Raw genomic sequence first — 20,642 nt, 5'->3', positions numbered from 1 at the left:
CTAGCCGGCCGCCGCGTTCGCTCCCGAACGCGTGCGCTCGACGGTGCGCGTTCCCGGCATGCGCGCGACGATCTGAACGGTCGCGAACGCGAGTATCAATCCGCCGAAAACATCCACCAGGTAGTGCCCGCCTTGCGTCGGCGTGGAGATCACCATCGCCACGTCGAGCGCCGCAATGATCGGGAACAGGACACGGACGCGCCTCACCGAGTACACGAAAAAAACGCCCAGTGCGGTGTGAAACGACGGGAACGAAACGAGTCCCTGAATCTTCGTCAGATCGAACTGCCGCAGTGTGCCGTTACGCAGCCGCTCGAAGTCCGACACGGTCGCCAGCAGCTTCGGATCCGCGACGTTGAAGTGCACATAGGCGCTCGTCGCCGGGAACGGCGTGGACACCAGCAACAGCAGGATGCTCGACAGGATCAGCAGCATGACGAAGTCCGCGAGCGCCTCGTCGCGGCCAAGCAGGCCCAGGATTGCCGGAATGCCGATCAACTGCCAGCCGCCGCTGTCATAAGCGAACGACAGCACGCGCTGCACAGCGGCGTGCTCGCGGGTCCAACGATAAACGCCGAGCCAGTCGAAGCCGAGCGCCTGATCGAAACGGATCAGGCTTGCGTCGATCACCGGCGCATTGACGGTGACGCACAGATAAGACAGGACGCCCGCCACCGCCATAAAGCACAGCAACAACACCAGCCACACCAGCATGCGCGCCGCCTCGGGGTAGCGAAACTTTTGCGTCGCGAGGCGGTAGCGCGGGATCTTCGCGAAGCCGGCGAGACCTGCGGCGACGCCTAGCAGCATGCCGATGGTTTTCGCCGCTGTGACGAGACTGCTCTCCTGCACCGAATAGCCGCCCACGTGGAGCCAGACGAGGTCGATCGCGAGCAGCACGCTCAGCATCGCCGAGCACAGCGCATAGCGCTTCCAGAGCAATGCCGGGGAGCGTGCGCTGCGCTCGTCAGGGACAAGAGGTTTCGACAGGGTCTCGAGCATCTCTATCGTTTTACGTTGGAGTCGCGATATTGTTTTCGTTCGAAGCCGGCCGTTGCCGCGCGGTTGGCTCACGGCAGCGCACTGCGCTTGACGGCGAGCTGACCGCGAGCGGCTTGTGCCAGGGCAAGCATACTTTACAACGGCAAGCGGGTGGAAAGCTTGAGACGAGGCCGACGCGCCGCATGACACGCGGTGTGTGGCGAGCGAGCGCCAGTGCTATTGCTGGTGAAAGCGAATGACCGGATGCCGGCGCGATGCCGGCATCCGCCGGTCGATCAACGAATATGATCGCCGAACAGCCCCAGCAGGCCAATGATGATCAGATAAAGCGCCACGATGTAGTTAAGCAGGCGCGGCACGACGAGGATCAGAATGCCGGCGATCAGCGCCGCGAGCGGGCCCACGTTCGTCACGATATGCATGTTTTGTTCTCCAGGATCGAAAGCGGAAAAGGCCGCGCGGCGGCGGGCCGGCGACCCGGCTCGTCCCGCCGCAGATGCAGCGCATCGGTTCGCGCAGCGGCGAACGTTGCCTCTGTGTCAGCAATCCGCGTGCCTGCTCCCTGGTGCCGGCGCAATCGTGCCGCACCCAGACTCAATCCGGCAGACGAACGCCCGAAAGCCGCTCGCAGGCGTCGAGCAAACGTTCCTGCACCGACGCGTCATGCACGACCGGATGCGGCTCGCGCGGCTTCATGTGATAGAAATACTCGCCGCTCACTTTCGCCGCGGGTTCGTCGCTCACGGCGAGCCACACCTGGGTTTTCGGTGCGGCATCCAGATCGTCGGGCGCTTCGGCTCCGCCCATCTTGGTCGCCACCCAGCCAGGTTCGAGCGCAGTCGACCGCACCTGCGGCCAGCGGCGCGCCACCGCAAATGCGAGCAGCGCGTCGTGCAGCTTCGAATCCGAGTAGGCCTGGGTGCCTTGCCACGGGCGCTTCTCCCAGGTGAGGTCCTGCAGCGTGGCGTCGCCCTGCCGGTGCAGCCCGGAACTCAGATAGACCAGCCGCTGGGGCTTGTCGATCAGCGCGGTGAGGAGGTATGGCGCGAGCGTATTGACGGCGAACACATGCGGCAAGCCGTCGACGGTTGCGATGCGGCGCGGCTCGCGGTAGCCCACCGCTGCGTTGTGAATGACGGCGTCGAAGCGGCCGAACCGGTTGACCTGATCGGCAAGCGCGAGAGTTTGCGCGATGCTCGACAGATCGCCGTGCAGTGCCTCCTTTGCGCCCGGCGCGGCTTTTAGCGCAGCCTGCGCGCGGGCTGCGTTGCGGCCGTGCAGCACGACTTCGTGTCCGGCGTCGATCAGCAAACGGGCCGCCATCTGGCCGAGGCCGTCCGCGGAGCCGGTAATGAAAATGCGTGACATGATGCCTTCCTTGACGAATCGAACGGATGAAGAGGAATTCTGCGCCTGCGTTGAACCGAACCGTGAGGCGCAACGACGTCCAGCTTAGCGGCCGGCGCACCGTTGAGCGAGAGCCGGCGGATCATGTCGACCATGACAGCCTGTCATGAACCAGGTATTGCAAATGCCGCTGCGGCAAGGCATTTCGCGTTAGCATCACCCCCACCCCATCCATGACACAGGAGCATGACCATGCCATTCGACGAACGCATACTGAACGGCATGGGCGTCCTCACGGCGATCGTCGATAGCGGCAGTTTCGCCGCCGCGGGCAATGCGCTCGACATGTCGCAGTCCGGCGTGAGCCGCTCGATCGCTCGCCTCGAAGCGCGGCTCGGCATCCGTCTGTTCGATCGCACGACGCGCTCGGTCACGCTCACCGACGAAGGCCGGCGTTTCTACGAACAGATCGTGCCGCTGCTGGGCGGACTCGAGGAAGCGGCGTCCTCGGCGGCACACGGCGCCACAGCGGTCCGCGGGCGGCTGCGCGTGACCATCGATCCGTTCTTCTCGCGCCTCGTGCTTGGACCGCGCCTCGGCGCCTTCATGGACCAGCATCCCGATCTGCAACTCGAACTGGTGACGCGCGACGCGCTCGGCGATATGGTCGCCGACGGCTTCGATCTGGCGATCCGTTTCGGCGAGCCGCGTGCCTCGACGCTGATCGCACGCAAGTTGCTCGACACCCGCATCCTGACTGTCGCCGCGCCGTCGTATCTGAAGAAATACGGACATCCGGTTGCGCCTGCCGACCTCGAAAGCGGCCGCCACGTCTGCATCAAGTTTCGCGACCCGGAAACGGGTTCGCCCTTTACCTGGGAGTTTCACCGTGGACGCAAACGCGTGGTGATCTCGCCGCCGGGCCGGCTGACCGTCAACGACGTCGGCACCCTGCACAGCGCCTGCACGGCGGGTCAAGGGATCGCGCAGATTCTCGGCCTCGGCGCCGAGACGCTGCTCGCCCAGGGCAAGGTCAAGGAACTGTTCCCCGACTGGGGCGACGAGCGCTATCCGCTGTACGCGCTGTACCCGTCGCGGCATCACCCGCCCGCCAAGGTGCGGGCGTTCTTCGAATTCATCGTGTCGCTGACCGGAGCCACTGCATAAGCGCCGCCCATCTGCTAACCTGACCGTTCCACGACTACAGCGTCCCAAGGCGCGACTCTCATGCCTAATCGGCTTTATGCGCGGCTTAATACCCGGCTTGTTGCACGGCCCGGCGCGCGGCGTACTCCACAGCCCGCCGCGCTCAGGCTCACCACTCGTGCGGCACTGGCCGCGCTGCTTTCGCTGCCTTGCCTCGCCTTCGCGCAAGTGCAGGCCGTCACGAATCAGCCCGTCAACCTGATGGCCGGACCCGGCGACGACTATCCCGTGGTCACCGGTCTCGCGCCCAATCAGCCGGTCGAGGTGATGGGCTGCGTCAGCGGCTACGAATGGTGCGACGTCGCGCTCGACGACCTGCGCGGCTGGGTCTACGGCGGCGCACTCACCTATGCGTACGAAGGCAACTACGTGCCGCTGCCCAGTTATGGCGCGGTGATCGGCTTGCCGGTCGTCGTGTTCTCGATCGACTCCTACTGGGACAACTATTATCACGGCAGGCCGTGGTACGGCGACCGCGACCGCTGGCGCCACGGCGGGCCGCCGGGCTATCCAGGCGGGCATCCCAATCAGCCGCCGCCGTACCAGGGGCATCCGTATGGAGCGCCGGGCCAGCCGCACCCGAACCAGGGCGCGCCCTATCCGCCGCCAATGCAAGGGCAAGGGCAGCCGGTCTATCGCCCCAACGCCGGACCGGTGCCTGTGCCGCACGGCGGACCCGCGCCGCAACAGGCGCCGCAGCAGCAATACGGCGGCCGACCGCCGGCCCAGCCGCAGCCGCGTCCGCAACCTCAGCCCCAGGCCCAGCCACAGGGGCGCGGGCAGCCCAATGAGGGACGCCGGGAACCGCCGCAGTCGCAGTAACGTCGCAGCGCGATGCCCAACGCTGCCCCCCAACGATCTCATGGCACGGAGCCCACCTTGACCGACGAACTCAATCCCTCCCAAACGCCCGCCCCGGCCGACCTCGATCCTGACCTGCAGGCCGTCGCGCAAGAAGTGTTCGATCTCGCGCGGCGCGGCGATGCAGCCACACTGGCGGCAGTCATCAAAAAAGGCGTGCCGCCCAACCTGCGCAATGAGAAAGGCGACAGCCTGCTGATGCTGGCGAGCTATCACGGCCATGCCGAGGCCGTGCGCACGCTCGCCGAGCTCGGCGCCGATGCGAACCTGCGCAACGACAACGGCCAGAGCCCGATTGCCGGCGCGGCGTTCAAGGGCTTCAAGGAAGTGGTCGAAACACTGCTGGCTGCGGGCGCGGATGTCGAAGGGGCCTCGCCCGACGGCCGTACCGCGTTGATGATTGCCGCGATGTTCAACCGTACGGAGATTGTCGACCTGCTGATCGCCCATGGCGCCAATCCGCAGGCGCGCGACGCGTCAGGCGTCACGCCGCTCGATGCCGCCAACCGCATGGGCGCGCCCGATACGCCGGCGCAACTCGCCAAGGCGCGTTCCTGATTCAGGGGTCCAGGGCTGTATCCAGACCCGGGGCGAAGACCGGCTCGTGGTCCCGCTCCGCTGCCGCCGGGTCCGGCGCACGCTCGAGCGCCAGATGCGCGGCCCACGCCCGCAGCGTATCGCCGAAGCCGCCCCGCGCCCGGCTCGCGCGCCGCGCACTCGTCGTGACGCGCGGCGCCGCGCTCCATGCGATCTGCGCGCCGGTCGCCAGCAACTGCTCCACCAACGCGACATCCTCGCTGCAGGCAAGCGGCGCGAAGCCGCCGGCGCGCCGATAAGCCTCAGCCGACACGCCAAGATTCGCGCCGTGCACATGCCGGTGGCCGTCCGCGTCCCGATACGTGCGCCGGAAATAGTCGCGCAGGTCTGGCGAATGCGCCGTCCAGTCGTCGACGCAGATCGAGCCGCACACCGCATCCGCCCCGAGCGACAACTGCGCCGCGAGCCAGCCGGGCGAGACGCGGCTGTCGGCATCGGTAAACGCCAGCCAGCGGGCGCCCGCCTCGAGCAAGCGCTGCGCACCGGCGGCGCGCGCGACGCCGACATTGCGCGCCTGCAACGCGAGGGTTTCGACACCGCCGTGCCGGGCGATTTCGGCGGTGCGGTCCGTGCAGTCGTCGAGGACCACGACCGTGCGCACCGCCTCGCCCACCAGCGCCGGATCGCATGCGGCGGCGCGGATTGCCGCGAGGCAATGGGCGAGCAGCGCCTCTTCATTGTGTGCGGGGATGACGACGCCGATCATGCGAGCCCCTCTTGCTCCGCCACCGAGCGCGAATCATGCGACCACACGTCGAGCAGCACGTCCGGCTCTTCGTGACGCACGAGCCGCGTGAGTCCGCAGCGCGCGTCGAGCAAGGCATGCACGCTAGCCGCCGATTGCGGCGCGGCATCGAATGGCCGCCGCCAATGACAGGCCAGCAAGGTGCCATCGGGCGTGAGCGAGGTTTTGATACGTTCGGCCAGTTGTTCCAGTTCGGCTGTGGCGAGGTAATAGGCGAGTTCGCTGATCACGATCAGATCGAAGGCGCCGTCGGGCCAGTCGCACGGCACGCTGCGGCGTTCGACGCGCACCTGGGGCAGTGCCGCCACGCGTTCCGTGGCGAGATGCACCGCCGTCTCGTTCAGATCGGCCGCGAGCAGGCTGTCGCAGCGTTCGGCAAGCTGCGCCGAAAGCTCGCCGTTGCCGCAACCCGGCTCGAAGGCGCGCCGGTAGCGCTCGCGCGGCAACAATGCCAGCGTCAGCAGGCGCTTGCGACGCTCGTACCAGCGGTTGCGAAAGCCCCACGGGTCGTCGCAGGCTTCGTAGAGTGCGTCGAAGTAGCCGTTGGAAGCAATCATGTCGGACTCCTTGTTATCTAGCTTGCGGTCTATCGCTGTATGGCTGAGGACGCACCCTGCACGTCCGGCACGTCTGGCACGTCCGGCACGTCTGGCATGCCGCCCGCGGCTACGCGCCCCGTCTTAAAGCGCCCACGGATCGCCGCCGTCGCCGCGCTGTTCCAGCGAGCGTTCGCCGAGCGCGGCGAGGTCGCGCTCCGCGTGGCTTTGTCTGAGGAACACCGGCAGGTCGGCCATCGCCCGCGCAAACCGTTCGTTGCGGCACAGCGGCGCCGCGCCGAGCGCCCGGCCTGCGTGGTCCATCACCGTGGTGGCCGCCGCTTCCACCACGAGCCGCGCGCGCAAGGCTGCGCTCATGAGCTCGTCGGCGGGATGCGCGTCGATCTGCGCCGCCGTGGCGCGCAGCACCGCCGCCGCTCCTGCCAGCGCGACCTCGACCGCACCCATATGCGCAAGACGATGCGCATCCGGGCGAGCGGCCACCGCCCCGGCCATCATGCCGGCGACGCCCGCCGCCGCGCCGTACCAGCACGCGGCAATGCCCGCGCCGCCCTGCCAGAAGCCGGCCCGTCGCACGTAGCCGTGCGGTGCGCCGAGCTGACGCGCCGGCGTCTCGTTGAACGTGACGTCGCCGCTCGCCGTGGCGCGCATGCCGACCGCGTGCCAGTGGCAAGTGGAGATCGAGATCGAGGGTTGATCCAGGGCGAGCGCGGCCAGCACCGGTTGGTCGCCGAGCCACGCCGTCACCAGCGCGTGGCTCACGGCATGCGCGCCGGAGCACCACGCTTTGGTGCCCGTCAGCCGCAGTTGACCGTCCGCGAGCGGCGTGGCCAGCACGCGTGCGCCAGGGGCTTCGGCAGCCCAGACGCCCCAGCGGCTGCCGGCAGGCAGCGCGGGCGCGCCCAGTTCAGCGAGGATCGCGAGCGCATCCGTATGGCCTTCGAACAGCTTGACGAGACCGAGATCGCGGGCGGCTACCGACGCCAGCGCGCGCCATCGTGCGAGCGTTTCGCCGCTGCCCGGCAAGGGCACGCGATCGTATCCTGCGTCGACCATCTGCCCCAGCATCGCGCCGAGCGCGGCGGGATCCGACGTGTCGAAGGACGCGCGCGCCAGGAATGCTTCGAGCGCATCCAGTGGATTTTTTACAGAGTCCTGATGATTTTCGGCGATGACGTCATCGTCGGGCGTGGCGTCATGGGTACGTCGCCTTGCCTCGTGATCGGCTGCACGAATACGGGTATCGAGCATCTGGCCTCCCTTGACCGCTTCGACTGGACTGCGCGGCCGTTGGGGAACCGCAGCGCTTGCCGGGTCTCCGCAAGCGACGTGCCCCGCCCTGCATTTCACTCACCCAGCGCGGCGCGAGCGAAGCTCGCATAATGGAGAACTACGTTTGCCGGACGTTCTTTCCCCCACCGGGCGACGCCGCATGAAGGAGATTCGAGCTCGATGAAACACGTCCTTTCCAACGACGAGGCATTGCAACGCGCGGTCATGGCCGAGTTAAGCGCGGCTGGCATGCCGGCGGGCCGCGTCGGCGCTATCGCGCAGGCCGGCATCGTGACGCTGCTGGGCCACGTGCAGCACGCCGACGAGAAGCATCGCGCCGAGGCTGCCACGTTGCGGCTCAAGGAGGTCAAAGCGGTGGTCGTGGCGGTGGAGATTCGCGCCGCGGGCACGGCCAGGTTGCGCGATGACGAGATCGCCGCGCAAGCGCTGACGCGCCTTGCCTGGGACGCCTGGGTGCCGCAGAACGCGCTCAAGGTCAAGGTGGAACACGGGTGGATCACGCTGGTCGGTCAGCTTGACCGGGGCGAGCAGAAGGCGGCCGCGCTAGAGGATGTCAGCCGTCTGTTCGGCGTGGCGGGCGTATCCGACCACACCACCCTCAAGGCCGGCGGCGCTGCCCAAGGGCGACACGGCAAGCGCGTCTGAGCACCGTCGCGCCCCGGCGTGGGGATACACCACAGCACGGGCACGCAGGTCCTAGCCCGCCGCTTGCCCCATCAACGTCCGGCAATGGCGCGCAATCTGCCGCTCTTCTTCGGTGTGCAGCACGCGCACCTTGCCGGCGGGATCGTCGGCCTTCAGCCCCATGAACTCGAGACCCGCGCAGACACGCCGCCGCACTTCGGCACTGTGTTCGCCAATGCCTCCCGCAAACACCAGCAGATCGATGCCGCCCAGCAGCGCTGCATAGGCGCCCACATATTTACGCACCGCCGTCGCAAACGCGTCGATCGCCAGTTCGGCATCCTGATCGCCTGCCGCGCTGCGTTTCTCCAGCGCCTGCATGTCGCCCTCGCCCGCAGTAAAACCGGCAAGGCCGCTCTCGCGATTCAGCAATGTTTCGAGCCGCTCCGCGCTGGGCTGCTCGGTACGCATCAGGTACAGCAGCACGCCGGGGTCGAGATCGCCGCTGCGGGTGGCCATGGGTAGGCCGCCGGTCGGCGTGAGCCCCATCGAGGTATCGATGGAACGTCCATCGCGCAGCGCACACACGCTCGAGCCATTGCCCAGATGCGCAAACACGGCGCGGGCGGGCAACGCCTTGCCGAGACGCCGCACCAATGATTCGTACGACAAACCATGAAAACCGTAGCGAATCACACCGGACTCCGCATAGCGGCGCGGCAACGCAAGCTGCGTAGCGACCGGCGGCATCGTGCAATGGAAGGCCGTATCGAAACAGGCGTAATGCCGGGCGTCGCCGAAAATCTGCGTGGCCTGATCGATCAGCGCCAGCGCCGGGGGAATATGCAGCGGCGCAAAATGCACCGCGTCGCGCAGATGCTGCATGACCCCGGGCGTGAGAAGCTGATGCTCGCGCAGATGTGGCCCGCCATGCACCACCCGATGCCCGACCGCGGCCGGCCGGGTGTGGCCGCGCTCCGCCAGCACGCCGGCGAGCTTCTGCAAGGCGTCGGTTTGCGACTCCAGCACATGGTCCGCCTGAAGCAGAACGGTGCCGTCCGCAGCCTGAATCTTCAGACTACCGTCCGGCCGGCCAATGCCCTCGGCGCTGCCTTTCAGCAAAAGCGATTCGTCATCCTGAACGGCTTCGTCCGCTTCGTGAGAAGCCGCTACGCCGCCGCCCGCCGCAGCGGCATGGCCCGCCTTGAAGAGGCCGAACTTGAGCGACGACGAGCCGCTGTTCAGCACGAGGATCGTCGCCGGATTCGTCTGCGTCTGCGTCATCGCCCTACCCCGTCCAGGTCCAGTTGCGGATCTCTTCCCTGTCGATCCCCTCGGCATGCGCATACGCGACATGCTCGATGATCTGGTCGCGCAGCCACTCCTTGGCGTGGTCGCCGACACCGCGCAGGCCCGGCACGCGGTCGATCGCGTCGATAGCCAGCGAAAAGCGATCCACCTGGTTGATGATGGCCAGTTCGAGCGGCGTGTTGATGTTGCCCTTCTCGTGATAGCCGTGCACGTGCAGGTTGTCGTGATTGGCGCGGCGGTAGGTGAGCTTGTGCACCAGCGACGAATACGAGTGGAAGTTGAAGATGACCGGCTTGTCGCGCGTGAACAGCGAATCGAAATCGCGGTCCGACAGGCCGTGCGGATGCTCGGTATCGGGCATCAACCGGAACAGGTCGACCACGTTGACGAAGCGGATCTTCAGGCTGGGAAACTTCTCCCGCAGAATCTGCACCGCCGCCAGCGATTCCATGGTCGGGATGTCGCCCGCGCAGGCCATCACCACGTCCGGCTCGGCGCCCTGATCGGTGGAGGCCCAGTCCCAGATGCCGATGCCCTTCGTGCAATGCGTGACCGCCGCGGCCATGTCGAGGTACTGCAAATGCGGCTGCTTGTCGGCGACGATCACGTTGACGTAATCGCGCGAACGCAGGCAATGGTCGGCCACGCTCAAGAGGCAATTGGCGTCGGGCGGCAGATAGATGCGCACCACGTTCGGGCTTTTGTTGGTGACGACGTCGAGAAAGCCCGGGTCCTGGTGCGTAAAGCCGTTGTGATCCTGACGCCAGACCAGCGACGTAATCAGCAGGTTGATGGACGGCACCGGTTGCCGCCATCTCAACTCGAGCTTCGCCTTTTCCAGCCATTTGGCGTGCTGGTTGAACATCGAGTCGATTACGTGCACGAATGCTTCATAGGTGGCGAATAGCCCATGCCGTCCCGTCAGCACGTAGCCCTCGAACCATCCTTCGAGCGTGTGCTCGCTGAGCATTTCCATGACGCGGCCGTCCACCGACAGCTCGCCGCCGTCCTCGTCGCTGGGCTCGAAGTCGGCCAGCCAGGTTTTCTCCGAAGCCTCGTAGATCGCCGTCAGCCGGTTGCTGGCCGTCTCGTCCGGCCCGAACACACGAAAGTCGCTCATATTGCGCCGCATGACTTCGCAGAGAAACTTGCCGAGCACATCCGTGGGCGACACATAGGTCGAACCGGGCGCGCCGGCGTCGACACCGTACTCGCGAAACTCGGGCATATCGAGCGCCTTGCACAGCAGTCCGCCGTTCGCATGCGGATTGGCGCTGATGCGGCGCGAGCCGCTGGGCGCGAGTTCGCGCAGCTCGGCCACCAGCCGGCCGTGTTCGTCGAACAGGTCTTCCGGACGATAGCGCCGCAGCCAGCCTTCGAGCACTTTCAGGTTTTTCTCGTTGGTGGCGGGATCGGGAATCGGCACCTGGTGCGCACGCCACGAACCCTCTACGCGGTGTCCGTCCACTTCCTTCGGACCGGTCCAGCCCTTGGGCGAGCGCAGCACGATCATCGGCCAGCGCGGCCGTTCGGCACGGCCGCTTGCGCGCGCCTGCTGCTGGATGGCGCGGATTTCGCCGATGCAGTGTTCGAGCGTGGCGGCCATCTTCTGATGCATCGCTTCCGGTTCGTCGCCTTCGACGAAATACGGCTTGTGTCCGTAGCCCGTCAGCAACGCTTCCAGTTCCTCATGCGGAATGCGCGCGAGGATGGTCGGATTGGCGATCTTGTAGCCGTTCAGATGCAGCACCGGCAACACGGCGCCGTCGCGGATCGGATTGAGGAATTTGTTCGAATGCCATGAAGTGGCGAGCGGTCCCGTTTCCGCCTCGCCGTCGCCCACCATCACGGTGACGATGAGATCCGGGTTGTCGAACGCTGCGCCGTAGCCGTGCGAGAGGCTGTAGCCGAGTTCGCCGCCTTCGTGAATCGAACCGGGCGTCTCGGGCGTGCAATGCGAGCCGATCCCGCCAGGAAACGAAAACTGGCGGAAAAAGCGCCGCATGCCGGCTTCGTCTTCGCTGCGGTCCGGATAGATCTCCGAGTAATGGCCTTCAAGATAGCTGCTCGCCAGCGTGGCCGGCGCGCCATGGCCAGGACCGGCGATATACACGACGTTCAGGTCGAGTTTGCGGATCAGGCGGTTCAGGTGAACCAGCAGGAAGCTCTGACCGGGATCCGAGCCCCAGTGCCCGAGCAGGCGCCGTTTGATGTGTTCCGGCTTGAGCGGTTCGCGCAAAAGCGGATTGTCGCGCAGGTAGATCATGCCGGCCGCGAGGTAATTGCACGCGTTCCAGTAGCGGTCCATCTTGCGCAACGTTTCGGCATCCAGCACCGGGTTCTGGGTGTTGATCTCGGCCATCGGGTCACTCCATGGTATGGACTGCCTGTTCACGTGGGGTGTGCATCAGAGCATTCCACTGTCCGTCCGGGGTGTGACAAGCGTGCGACGGCAAGGTTCGCAGCGGGCGAGACTTAGGCGGAAAACACCGCGAGATCCATGCTGGCCAGATCGCCGATATGCTCGATCGTGATGTCGGCCGGCGGGTAGGCGACGAGATTGGCCGTGTCCAGCGCGTAATGCCCCTGGCGTGGAAAGACGGTAATCAGCCGCTCTTTCCAGCTCTGTTTCATCGCGGCGAGGATCCGCAGCTTGTCGTCGATCATCACGTAGCGGCGAGCCGGATAGCGTTGCACGACCTCGTCGAGCATCTGCTCCTTGTGGATGTAGATCAGTACGCGCCCTTCCACGGCGTCCCAGAGTCCCGACTGCTTGATCTTGCGGGGCTGGAACACCACGTCGCCGTCGGACAGGATCACCGTCGGGCCAAGCGTGCGCAGCCGCGCGAGCGTCGCCAGCGCGTTGGGGTACAGGCGGCTCGGGAACGGATAGTCGATCAGGAACGACGACATCAGCATCAGCCGGGTGTCGCACTGACGCTCCAGCCGGTAGCGTTGCAAGGCTCCGAGGTAATCGGCGTAGCCCAGTTCGCTACGCAGCGTTTCGAAGATTTCCCAGTACCGGTCGCTGCTCGCCCCGAACTCTTCGTTCAGATGGGCGCGCAGATCCGCGACCACGGCATCGTTGTTCAGCAACGTGTTGTCGACATCGAGCAGGAATACGACTTCTTCAGGCGCGCTCATACGGTAAGTTCCTCCACAGGCGAGAGTGATGAGTACGGCCGCCGTGCGCGGTTCGCGCCGTCGGGCGGCCATACCGTGGGCTTGGGCGAAGCGGTTTAGCCGGTATTGATCATACGCGCGCTGAGACGCAGGTGTCGCTGAAGTCGACGGCGGCGGCGCCGGACTGGTGGCGTCTCGTGGAACTGCCTGATTCGTCGCTTGCCCGTCAAGTGTTCAGTTATCCGAACTTAGCTGATCTCGGGCAATGCCGTTGCGAATCCGCTTGATGGTGAACGATATGCGGTGGAGTCGACGCCATGACGGCGTTCGACGCGCGGCGACAAAAAGATGCGCGCTCCCGGGACCTGCATGGGCGCGCGCAATTCACTTGCTACACGGCGGCATCAATCGGACCGGGGAATCCATGGTTTGACGCCTCCGCCACTTCAGGTTACCCGCATCGGCAGCAGACTGAAAGCGATAAAACGACGTCAACTCCATTTCATTGCCATCCACGGAAATGAAAGCCGCAATTGTTCAGAATAAATTAAATGGTGGCGGTCCGATTAAGCGGTATTTAATACCTGATGTCGGCAGCGGACTCTATTTTGTCGTACGGGCGGCACGGCTGCGAACCTCGGCCGACCCGCTGCATCAGGCAAAAAAAAGCCCGCTCTGATGCACGGGCCCAAACGTTCGGTGGAGAACGTTCCAGAAAGCGGCTTAAATTTAACCTGAAAAAAATCAATGACCAAGCACAATTGCTTTCCTGCATTCGGCTTACCAAATAATCAATTCGTCCCTTTATGCAATGAGTGAGTCAGGGCACAAACGGTTTAGCTGACATCCGGGGTCCGGCGTCGACCCGCACGCCCGAATCGCGCAGCACATTCAGGCTGTGCCCTGCGCCGAACGCGTGGACGACGGCGCCCAGATGGTCATGACGCATCATTGAGTCGCCCAGGTCTTATTGCAGGATGCTATTCGAACTCAAATCCGCGTCTTGTCGAATATTTACCGAGTCATTTTCGTTTCATTGACATTTCGCAGCGTGCGAATCCAGCGGGGCAAGCCGGTCTCCGTATTCGTCCGCATTGCGAACGCACGCGGCGTCGTGCGAAATTGCCGCCAACGCAACGGGCCACATGCCCGGCGGTCAACCTTCCAGAATGTCTAAAACAAGAGGCGTACATGTCCACTCAGAAGGCGGCTGAAATCGCTGCCCGGTTTGACCGGTTGCCCCCCTCACGCACCGTCTGGATCATGGTGATCCTGATCTCGCTGGGCGGCGTGTTCGAGTTCTACGACCTGTTCTTCACCGGCTACGTCGCACCCGGCATGGTCGAATCGGGGCTGTTCAAGCCTGAGTCGCTGGGCTTTTTTGCAGCGCTGCAGCCGCTCGCGGTGGCCGGCTTCGGTACCTTTGTGTTTGCCACCTTCGCGGGCCTGTGGATCGGCACGGTGGCGTTCGGCTTCGTGGCGGACCGCTTCGGGCGGCGCGTCGTGTTCACGTGGTCGCTGATCTGGTACATGGTCTGCACGATCATCATGGCCTTCCAGACCTCGGGCTTCGCGCTCGATATCTGGCGCCTTGTCGCGGGCATCGGTATCGGCGTCGAGCTGGTCACCATCGACACCTATATCTCCGAGCTGATCCCGAGCGGCGAGCGGGGCCGTGCGTATGCGGTCAACCAGTTCATCACCTTCTCGGTGGTGCCGGTCGTCGCGTTCCTTGCCTACGCGTTAAAGGGCACCCAGCCGCTCGGTCTCGAATACTGGCGGGTGGTGATCCTGATCGGCTCGGTGGGCGCGGTGATCGTCTGGATCCTGCGCCGCAAGATTCCGGAGAGCCCGCGCTGGCTCGCGCGGCACGGCCGCATCGAGGAAGCCGAGCGCATCGTCGCCGATATCGAACGCCGGGTCGCCGCCGAGAAAGGCGTGGTCTTGCCGGCCCCGCAGCCGGTCTCGCCCGAACAGGCGGGCACCGGTTCGTACAAGGAGATTTTCGGGCCGCGCTACCGGACCCGCACGATCATCCTGTCGATCTTCAACATGGCCCAGGTGATCGGCTTCTACGGCTTCGCCGCCTGGGTGCCGACGCTCCTGATCCATCGCGGCATCCACGTGACGGCGAGCCTCGGGTATGCCTTCGTGATTGCCATTGCCAATCCGTTCGGGCCGCTGCTGGGCGTGTGGTTCGCCGACAAGCTGGAGCGCAAGACGCAGATCTGCGGCGGACTGATTACGATGGCCGTGGTCATCGCGGTGTTCTCCCAGGCGTCCGCGCCGTGGTTGCTGATCGTGCTGGGGGTGCTGTTCACACTGGCCGCGAACATCATGTCCTATGCCTATCACGGCTACCAGGCCGAGCTGTTTCCGACCCGGGTGCGGGCCCGGGCAATCGGCTTTGTCTATTCGTGGAGCCGGATCTCCGCCGCGTTTGCGGGACTGGCGATCGGCATTCTGTTGCATGGCTACGGCGTGCCGGGGGTGGCGGCGTTCATCGGGGTATCGATGCTGGTCGGCATTGGCATGATCCTGCTCGGACCGTCGACACGCGGACTGTCGCTCGAAACCATCAGCCATTGATCCATACGCCGGCGCCTGAACGGGGCACCGGTTTGTCGCTGCAGCCCCTCGGGCGAATGGCGATCCACGCGCGCAAAAAAAGAAAGGCCCGGCGACGGGCCGGGCCTGCAAAGGTTACCCCGCTGCAAAGGCAAGGGGCAACTGGACGTGGCAAACAGGGTACTGCGAGGGTACTGCGGGTATTGCGTGACACTGCGGGTGCTGCGGATGCCGTTGGGCGCTGCGTCCAGCGCCCGGCGGATAGCGTTCAATGTATCCGCTCCGTCTTAAAGGGACCTTAAGCTCGCGCGCCGCATTGCCTGACGTCCTTGCCCTTGCCGATCAACCTGCGGCAAGCAACGATGCGATGCATAATCCCTGCGAGGCCACTACCACAACCAACGGACACGCGGCGATGACGGAACGTGAAAGCGGAGCAGCAAACGCGGTGCCCCGGAGCGAGACCGCGGCGAGCACAGGGCACGCGTCGAGCGGGTCCAGGCCGTCCCCGGCATCGCGCCGAACCTTGTGGGTCATCGTCCTGACGCTGCCGGTTACGATCGTGGCACTCGCCATCGCGCTGGAGCTTTTCGGCCTGCTGTTGCGGCTCGGTTGACGTCTTGCAACGGTGATCGTCAGATCACCGTGCACGTAACAGCGGAGCGCGCCGCTGCGGGGATGCGCGCGCTAGTCGCCGAAGCCCAGTTCGGCGTCGATCTGCTGGCCGAGCGCCAGCACCGCGCCGAAGCCGGACGACACGATCGCGTTCTGGCCGAAGGTCAGCGCGCCGTCGAGCCGCGCATTGCCACGGTAGGTGCTCATCGTATCGAGCGGTTCGTTCGGCCAGTGCGGATCGGGCGCGCCGCTTGCCTGGTCGATGGTGGGAATCGGACAGCGCGCGCACGGCTTGACGAGGTGCAACTGCGCCGTTTCGTCGCCCACCCAGATGGTGAGACTTTCCACATAGTCTTCGTCGTACGCCTCAAGACCGGTGAACACCAGGTTGGGCCGGAAACGGTTCATCGGAATCGGCGGCGCGCCTTTGGCGGTCAGCCGCCGGTTCAGATCGGCCAGCGAGGCCTCGCCGGCCACCAGCAAGGGGAACCCGTCCGCGAACTGGGTGATCGCCGCGAGATCGCCCGTCCACACCGGATCGACCACGCGCCGCACCGCCGGGTCGAAGCGCACCAGCCGCGCCGGCACGCCGAGGAACGCGGAAAACCAGGCCTCGGTCTGCGGACCGGTGTCGAAGGCCGACATGGTGTCGCGCCACACCCGCGTTTCGATCAGCGCGGGCCGCTCGAGCGCCGTCACCGCGAGCGGCGTGCGCAGCTCAGGCATGCCGGGCGCCGTGACGATCAGTTCGCCCTGGCCCAGCGCGACGCCGATGAGCGCGAGGCGCGCATGGCTGCGCTGCGTCAACATGAGCCCGCTCGGGTCGACCACCATCCAGTTACGGTCGTATTCCAGACCGGTGTCGAGCAACCGCGCTTCGTGCAACGCAATGCCCGCGCACGATTTGATCGGATAGACGTAAAGACTGCTGACAGCTGGCATGGTGGGAAGATTCTTTTAAACGCGTAGAGACCGATTGTAGTGCGAGTTGCCGGCTGCGTTGGGCGTGGTCAATATCAACGCTTCGCCGCGCGGCCGGTCATGCGGCCCAGCACGTCGACGCGCTGGATCAACTGATGGTAGATCACGGCGAGCACGTGCCCGGCGATCAATGCATACGTGAGCCAGGCGAGCAGTCCATGCACGCGCCCGCCGAGATGGCCGAGCGCCTTGTCCAGCGGCACCACCGAGGGCACCTGGAACAGCCAGAACCAGTTGACCGGATGACCGCCCGCGTAGGAGTTGATATAGCCGCTGATCGGCATGGCGAACAGGATCAGATACAGCAGGCCGTGGCCGATGTGCGCGAGCGTCTGCTCGAAGGCCGGGATGGCGGCGGGCAGAGGCGGCGCGGTGCCCGACAGTCGCGTAACCACGCGGATCAGCGTCAGCAGCAATACCGTCAGGCCAATCGACTTGTGCAGGTTGAACCAGTTTTCCTGCATGGGATCGTGACGGTCGAGCCCGGTCATGTACCAGGCGAGCGGAATCACGACGAACATGCATAGCGCGGTCAGCCAGTGCAGCACCCGCAGCGTGAGGCTGTAGGTCAGGCGGGCCGACGGCATGGCGGCGCCCGCGGCGGAAGACGTTGGCGAGGGACGGGACATGGTGAGAGCCTTTCGATCGAACGCGGATGAGAAAAAGCGTGACATGGAAATAAGGCCCGTGAGCAAGCGGCCCGCGTGCGGTGCGTTACGCGCCATTACCGGCACGGCGGCACGATTCCTCCATGCTACGCCTGTGCGACCGGCATGCGATCGGCATGCAACCCGCGTGCCATCGCGGCGCCATTGGGATGCCATCGCGAAGCCATCCCACCGCCATTGAGGGGCCATCGAAGCGGCGAACAGCGTCGTTCGGGACACTGCTGCAGAGCGGGCGTTTATTTCGGCGGTTACGTCCCCAGGCGCTTGGACGTAAAATTCCGGAGCGCTGCACTGCCGCGAAGCCACCGGCTCTCGTCGGAACGCCCAACTGATGGCCCTCAGATGGGCGGGCAGCAATACCGACCGACCACAACGCCTGAAAGAATCCGTACCCTAATCCAAACAGGACATTCATTATGCTGACGAAATCCGTTTTGACCGTTGCCGAGACGACGCAGATTCTCGACGCTGCGCGCGCCGAGGCCGAAAAGAACCAATGGGCCGTGACAATCGCCGTGACCGACGACGGCGGCCATCTGTTGAGCCTGCTGCGTCTCGACGGCTGCGCGCCGGTCGGCGCCTACATCGCCACCGAGAAGGCCCGCACCGCGGCACTCGGCCGGCGCGAATCGAAGGTCTACGAAGACATGATCAACGGCGGCCGCACGGCCTTCCTGAGCGCCCCGCTCCAGGGCACGCTCGAAGGCGGCGTGCCGGTGATCGTCGGCGGCCAGGTGGTCGGCGCAGTGGGTGTGTCCGGCGTCAAGGCGGATCAGGATGCCCAAATCGCCAAGGCGGGTGCCACCGCCCTGAACGGTTAAGTCAAGCAAGAAGCCAGGCAGCATGCAGGAACAGGCCGGTGGCCCCACACCGGCCCAGCCCAATCAGATGGAGCAGTCCATGACTCAGATGACCAAGCGAAGCGGACTGCAGGTAGCCGCGAATCTCGACCAGTTTGTCGAACAGGAAGCCCTGCCGGGTACCGGCGTAGACAGCGCCGCCTTCTGGGCGGGGTTCGACGCGCTGGTGCACGACCTCGCCCCGAAGAACCGCGCCCTGCTGGCCGAGCGCGACCGCCTGCAAACCGAGCTCGATCAGTGGCACCGCGCCCATCCGGGCCCGGTGCGCGACCTGCCCGCTTACCGCAGCTTCCTCGAAAGCATCGGCTATCTCGTACCGGTGCCCGCCCGCGTCAAGGCCACGACCGACCACGTGGACCGCGAGATCGCCGAGCAGGCCGGCCCGCAGCTCGTCGTGCCGCTGTCGAACCAGCGCTATGCCCTGAACGCCGCCAATGCGCGCTGGGGTAGCCTGTACGACGCGCTGTACGGCACCGATGCGATTCCCGAGACCGATGGCGCGGAGAAGCAACGCGGCTTCAATCCGCTGCGCGGCGCGCGCGTGATTGCCCGTGCCCGTGCTTTCCTCGACGAAGCCGCGCCGCTCGCCAGCGGCTCGCATGTCGACGCCACGCGCTACAGCGTCGAAGGCGGCGAGCTGGTGGTGAAGCTGAAGAACGGCGCGACCGCGCTGAAGACAGCGGCGCAATTCATCGGCTATCAGGGCGAACCTGACGCGCCCTCGGCCGTGCTGCTGAAGCACAACGGCCTGCACTTCGAAATCCAGATCGACGCCGACGATTCGATCGGCAAGACCGACGCCGCGCACGTCAAGGACGTGCTGATGGAAGCGGCGGTGAGCACGATCATCGACTGCGAAGACTCGGTCGCGGCCGTCGATGCGGACGACAAGGTCCAGCTTTACCGCAACTGGCTCGGCCTGATGACCGGCGATCTGACCGAAGAGGTCACGAAGAACGGCAAGACCTTCACGCGCCGGCTGAATGCGGATCGCGTGTATACCGCCGCGAACGGCACCGCGCCGGTCGTGCTGCATGGCCGCTCGCTGCTGTTCATCCGCAACGTCGGTCATCTGATGACCAATCCGGCGGTGCTGACGAAGGATGGCGAGGAGATTCCGGAAGGCATTCTCGACGCGGTGATCACCACGTTGTGCGCGCTGCACGACCGCAAGCATCATCTGAATTCGCGCACCGGCTCGGTCTATATCGTGAAGCCGAAGATGCACGGCCCGGCGGAAGTCGCGTTTGCGAGCGAACTGTTCGCGCGCGTCGAAGATCTGCTCGGCCTCGAGCGCAACACCATCAAGATGGGCATCATGGACGAGGAGCGCCGCACCAGCGTCAACCTCGCCGCGTGTATCGCCGAAGCGTCGGAGCGGGTTGCGTTCATCAATACCGGCTTCCTCGACCGCACCGGCGACGAGATGCACACCGCCATGCAGGCGGGTCCGATGCTGCGCAAGGGCGACATGAAGTCGACCGCGTGGATCGGCGCTTACGAGCGCAGCAACGTGCTGGAAGGTCTCGCGGCGGGCTTGCGTGGCCGCGCGCAGATCGGCAAGGGCATGTGGGCCATGCCGGATCTGATGCATGCCATGCTGGAGCAGAAGATCGCTCATCCGAAGGCCGGCGCCAATACGGCATGGGTGCCCTCGCCGACCGCGGCGACGCTGCACGCGCTGCACTATCACCAGGTGGACGTGCAGGCCGTGCAACAGGAACTGGAAAAGATCGATCTGGCCAGCGTGCGCAGTGAATTGCTGGACGGTCTGCTGACCATTCCCGTGGTCGAAGCCGCCAAGTGGAACGACGACGAAATCCGCCAGGAAGTCGAGAACAACGCGCAAGGCATTCTCGGTTATGTGGTGCGTTGGGTCGATCAGGGCGTCGGTTGCTCGAAGGTGCCGGATATTCACAACGTCGGCCTGATGGAAGACCGCGCGACGCTGCGCATTTCCAGCCAGCACATCGCGAACTGGCTGTATCACGGCGTGGTGACGCGCGAACTGGTCGAAGAAACCTTTAAGCGCATGGCCAAGGTGGTCGACGAGCAGAACGCGGGCGATCCGCACTACCAGCCCATGTCCCCGGGCTTCGACACGATCGCGTTCAAGGCGGCGCAGGCGCTCGTGTTCGAAGGACGCGAGCAGCCGAGCGGCTATACGGAACCGTTGCTGCACAAGTTCCGGCTTGAGGTGAAGGCTTCCGCCTGATACGGAATCCCGACCGTCTGAAGGAGCGACTCGCGGGCGGCACGTGGCCCGCGAGTCGAGTCCATCGGA

At 65.3% G+C, this 20,642-nt stretch carries 18 protein-coding genes; 7 read left to right on the top strand and 11 right to left on the bottom strand.

The window, feature by feature from the left end; genetic code table 11:
- The 3 genes from BUS12_RS20925 to BUS12_RS20915 form a co-directional block, all read right to left on the bottom strand.
- Positions 1-1,002 carry a phosphatase PAP2 family protein gene (locus tag BUS12_RS20925; RefSeq protein ID WP_083640536.1) on the bottom strand — a complete coding sequence of 334 codons (1,002 nt, stop codon included), beginning with the start codon at positions 1,000-1,002 and terminating at the stop codon, positions 1-3.
- Between the two features lie 275 nt (positions 1,003-1,277).
- Complete coding sequence (locus tag BUS12_RS20920; RefSeq protein ID WP_074264617.1) at positions 1,278-1,424, bottom strand: DUF3096 domain-containing protein; 147 nt, start codon at positions 1,422-1,424, stop codon at positions 1,278-1,280.
- 172 nt (positions 1,425-1,596) lie between these two features.
- Positions 1,597-2,370, bottom strand: coding sequence for an SDR family NAD(P)-dependent oxidoreductase (locus BUS12_RS20915; RefSeq protein WP_074298920.1), 774 nt, complete (start codon positions 2,368-2,370; stop codon positions 1,597-1,599).
- A 231-nt stretch (positions 2,371-2,601) separates the two neighbouring features.
- On the opposite strand from BUS12_RS20915, the gene BUS12_RS20910 reads away from it, so the two are divergent.
- Genes BUS12_RS20910 through BUS12_RS20900 form a run of 3 tightly spaced genes read left to right on the top strand, consistent with a single transcriptional unit; the run spans position 2,602 to position 4,974 of the window.
- On the top strand, positions 2,602-3,516 hold the full coding sequence (locus tag BUS12_RS20910) for a LysR family transcriptional regulator (protein ID WP_074298918.1): 915 nt from the start codon (positions 2,602-2,604) through the stop codon (positions 3,514-3,516).
- Positions 3,517-3,576: 60 nt separating this feature from the next.
- Complete coding sequence (locus BUS12_RS20905; protein WP_074298916.1) at positions 3,577-4,377, top strand: SH3 domain-containing protein; 801 nt, start codon at positions 3,577-3,579, stop codon at positions 4,375-4,377.
- 57 nt (positions 4,378-4,434) lie between these two features.
- Positions 4,435-4,974 (top strand): ankyrin repeat domain-containing protein, encoded by a 540-nt coding sequence (locus BUS12_RS20900; RefSeq protein WP_074298913.1) that lies wholly within the window; start codon positions 4,435-4,437, stop codon positions 4,972-4,974.
- A 1-nt stretch (position 4,975) separates the two neighbouring features.
- On the opposite strand, the gene BUS12_RS20895 is transcribed toward BUS12_RS20900, so the two are convergent.
- The 3 genes from BUS12_RS20895 to BUS12_RS20885 all read right to left on the bottom strand — a co-directional run bounded on the left by BUS12_RS20895 (position 4,976) and on the right by BUS12_RS20885 (position 7,566).
- Positions 4,976-5,719, bottom strand: a complete 744-nt coding sequence (locus tag BUS12_RS20895) for a glycosyltransferase family 2 protein (protein ID WP_083640534.1) — start codon at positions 5,717-5,719, stop codon at positions 4,976-4,978.
- Positions 5,716-6,315, bottom strand: coding sequence for a class I SAM-dependent methyltransferase (locus BUS12_RS20890; protein WP_074298911.1), 600 nt, complete (start codon positions 6,313-6,315; stop codon positions 5,716-5,718). The genes BUS12_RS20895 and BUS12_RS20890 overlap by 4 nt, the downstream gene beginning before the upstream one ends.
- A 123-nt stretch (positions 6,316-6,438) precedes the next feature.
- Positions 6,439-7,566 carry an acyl-CoA dehydrogenase family protein gene (locus tag BUS12_RS20885; RefSeq protein WP_074298909.1) on the bottom strand — a complete coding sequence of 376 codons (1,128 nt, stop codon included), beginning with the start codon at positions 7,564-7,566 and terminating at the stop codon, positions 6,439-6,441.
- A 201-nt stretch (positions 7,567-7,767) separates the two neighbouring features.
- Between BUS12_RS20885 and BUS12_RS20880 the strand changes: the two genes are divergently transcribed.
- On the top strand, positions 7,768-8,253 hold the full coding sequence (locus BUS12_RS20880) for a BON domain-containing protein (RefSeq protein WP_074298907.1): 486 nt from the start codon (positions 7,768-7,770) through the stop codon (positions 8,251-8,253).
- A 51-nt stretch (positions 8,254-8,304) separates the two neighbouring features.
- Here the strand turns inward: BUS12_RS20880 and BUS12_RS20875 are convergent, their stop codons facing one another.
- The 3 genes from BUS12_RS20875 to BUS12_RS20865 all read right to left on the bottom strand — a co-directional run bounded on the left by BUS12_RS20875 (position 8,305) and on the right by BUS12_RS20865 (position 12,687).
- On the bottom strand, positions 8,305-9,516 hold the full coding sequence (locus BUS12_RS20875; RefSeq protein WP_074298905.1) for an acetate/propionate family kinase: 1,212 nt from the start codon (positions 9,514-9,516) through the stop codon (positions 8,305-8,307).
- Positions 9,517-9,520: 4 nt separating this feature from the next.
- Positions 9,521-11,905: a phosphoketolase family protein gene (locus BUS12_RS20870; protein WP_074298903.1), complete on the bottom strand. Its 2,385-nt coding sequence runs from the start codon at positions 11,903-11,905 to the stop codon at positions 9,521-9,523.
- A gap of 113 nt (positions 11,906-12,018) precedes the next feature.
- Positions 12,019-12,687 (bottom strand): HAD family hydrolase, encoded by a 669-nt coding sequence (locus BUS12_RS20865; protein ID WP_074298900.1) that lies wholly within the window; start codon positions 12,685-12,687, stop codon positions 12,019-12,021.
- A 1,170-nt stretch (positions 12,688-13,857) separates the two neighbouring features.
- Between BUS12_RS20865 and BUS12_RS20860 the strand changes: the two genes are divergently transcribed.
- Positions 13,858-15,255 (top strand): MFS transporter, encoded by a 1,398-nt coding sequence (locus BUS12_RS20860; protein ID WP_074298897.1) that lies wholly within the window; start codon positions 13,858-13,860, stop codon positions 15,253-15,255.
- Between the two features lie 666 nt (positions 15,256-15,921).
- Here BUS12_RS20860 and BUS12_RS20855 read toward each other — a convergent pair.
- Positions 15,922-16,791, bottom strand: coding sequence for an MOSC domain-containing protein (locus tag BUS12_RS20855; protein ID WP_074298895.1), 870 nt, complete (start codon positions 16,789-16,791; stop codon positions 15,922-15,924).
- Between the two features lie 74 nt (positions 16,792-16,865).
- Complete coding sequence (locus BUS12_RS20850) at positions 16,866-17,459, bottom strand: cytochrome b (RefSeq protein WP_171991692.1); 594 nt, start codon at positions 17,457-17,459, stop codon at positions 16,866-16,868.
- Between the two features lie 455 nt (positions 17,460-17,914).
- On the opposite strand from BUS12_RS20850, the gene BUS12_RS20845 reads away from it, so the two are divergent.
- Positions 17,915-18,319, top strand: coding sequence for a heme-binding protein (locus BUS12_RS20845; protein ID WP_074298893.1), 405 nt, complete (start codon positions 17,915-17,917; stop codon positions 18,317-18,319).
- A 79-nt stretch (positions 18,320-18,398) separates the two neighbouring features.
- Complete coding sequence (locus tag BUS12_RS20840; protein WP_074298890.1) at positions 18,399-20,573, top strand: malate synthase G; 2,175 nt, start codon at positions 18,399-18,401, stop codon at positions 20,571-20,573.
- The last annotated feature ends 69 nt before the right edge of the window (positions 20,574-20,642 follow it).

This window comes from Paraburkholderia phenazinium (assembly GCF_900142845.1).
GTDB classification, from domain to species: Bacteria; Pseudomonadota; Gammaproteobacteria; order Burkholderiales; family Burkholderiaceae; genus Paraburkholderia; species Paraburkholderia phenazinium_A.
Note: the sequence above shows the minus strand (reverse complement) of the source record. Positions and strands in the feature narration are given on the sequence as shown.

What these genes read in the sequence shown, in the direction of transcription:
- BUS12_RS20925 (WP_083640536.1), bottom strand. Translation starts at nt 1,002, where the DNA reads ATGCTCGAGACCCTGTCGAAACCTCTTGTCCCTGACGAGCGCAGCGCA.
- BUS12_RS20920 (WP_074264617.1), bottom strand. Translation starts at nt 1,424, where the DNA reads ATGCATATCGTGACGAACGTGGGCCCGCTCGCGGCGCTGATCGCCGGC.
- BUS12_RS20915 (WP_074298920.1), bottom strand. Translation starts at nt 2,370, where the DNA reads ATGTCACGCATTTTCATTACCGGCTCCGCGGACGGCCTCGGCCAGATG.
- BUS12_RS20910 (WP_074298918.1), top strand. Translation starts at nt 2,602, where the DNA reads ATGCCATTCGACGAACGCATACTGAACGGCATGGGCGTCCTCACGGCG.
- BUS12_RS20905 (WP_074298916.1), top strand. Translation starts at nt 3,577, where the DNA reads ATGCCTAATCGGCTTTATGCGCGGCTTAATACCCGGCTTGTTGCACGG.
- BUS12_RS20895 (WP_083640534.1), bottom strand. Translation starts at nt 5,719, where the DNA reads ATGATCGGCGTCGTCATCCCCGCACACAATGAAGAGGCGCTGCTCGCC.
- BUS12_RS20890 (WP_074298911.1), bottom strand. Translation starts at nt 6,315, where the DNA reads ATGATTGCTTCCAACGGCTACTTCGACGCACTCTACGAAGCCTGCGAC.
- BUS12_RS20885 (WP_074298909.1), bottom strand. Translation starts at nt 7,566, where the DNA reads ATGCTCGATACCCGTATTCGTGCAGCCGATCACGAGGCAAGGCGACGT.
- BUS12_RS20880 (WP_074298907.1), top strand. Translation starts at nt 7,768, where the DNA reads ATGAAACACGTCCTTTCCAACGACGAGGCATTGCAACGCGCGGTCATG.
- BUS12_RS20875 (WP_074298905.1), bottom strand. Translation starts at nt 9,516, where the DNA reads ATGACGCAGACGCAGACGAATCCGGCGACGATCCTCGTGCTGAACAGC.
- BUS12_RS20870 (WP_074298903.1), bottom strand. Translation starts at nt 11,905, where the DNA reads ATGGCCGAGATCAACACCCAGAACCCGGTGCTGGATGCCGAAACGTTG.
- BUS12_RS20865 (WP_074298900.1), bottom strand. Translation starts at nt 12,687, where the DNA reads ATGAGCGCGCCTGAAGAAGTCGTATTCCTGCTCGATGTCGACAACACG.
- BUS12_RS20860 (WP_074298897.1), top strand. Translation starts at nt 13,858, where the DNA reads ATGTCCACTCAGAAGGCGGCTGAAATCGCTGCCCGGTTTGACCGGTTG.
- BUS12_RS20855 (WP_074298895.1), bottom strand. Translation starts at nt 16,791, where the DNA reads ATGCCAGCTGTCAGCAGTCTTTACGTCTATCCGATCAAATCGTGCGCG.
- BUS12_RS20850 (WP_171991692.1), bottom strand. Translation starts at nt 17,459, where the DNA reads ATGTCCCGTCCCTCGCCAACGTCTTCCGCCGCGGGCGCCGCCATGCCG.
- BUS12_RS20845 (WP_074298893.1), top strand. Translation starts at nt 17,915, where the DNA reads ATGCTGACGAAATCCGTTTTGACCGTTGCCGAGACGACGCAGATTCTC.
- BUS12_RS20840 (WP_074298890.1), top strand. Translation starts at nt 18,399, where the DNA reads ATGACTCAGATGACCAAGCGAAGCGGACTGCAGGTAGCCGCGAATCTC.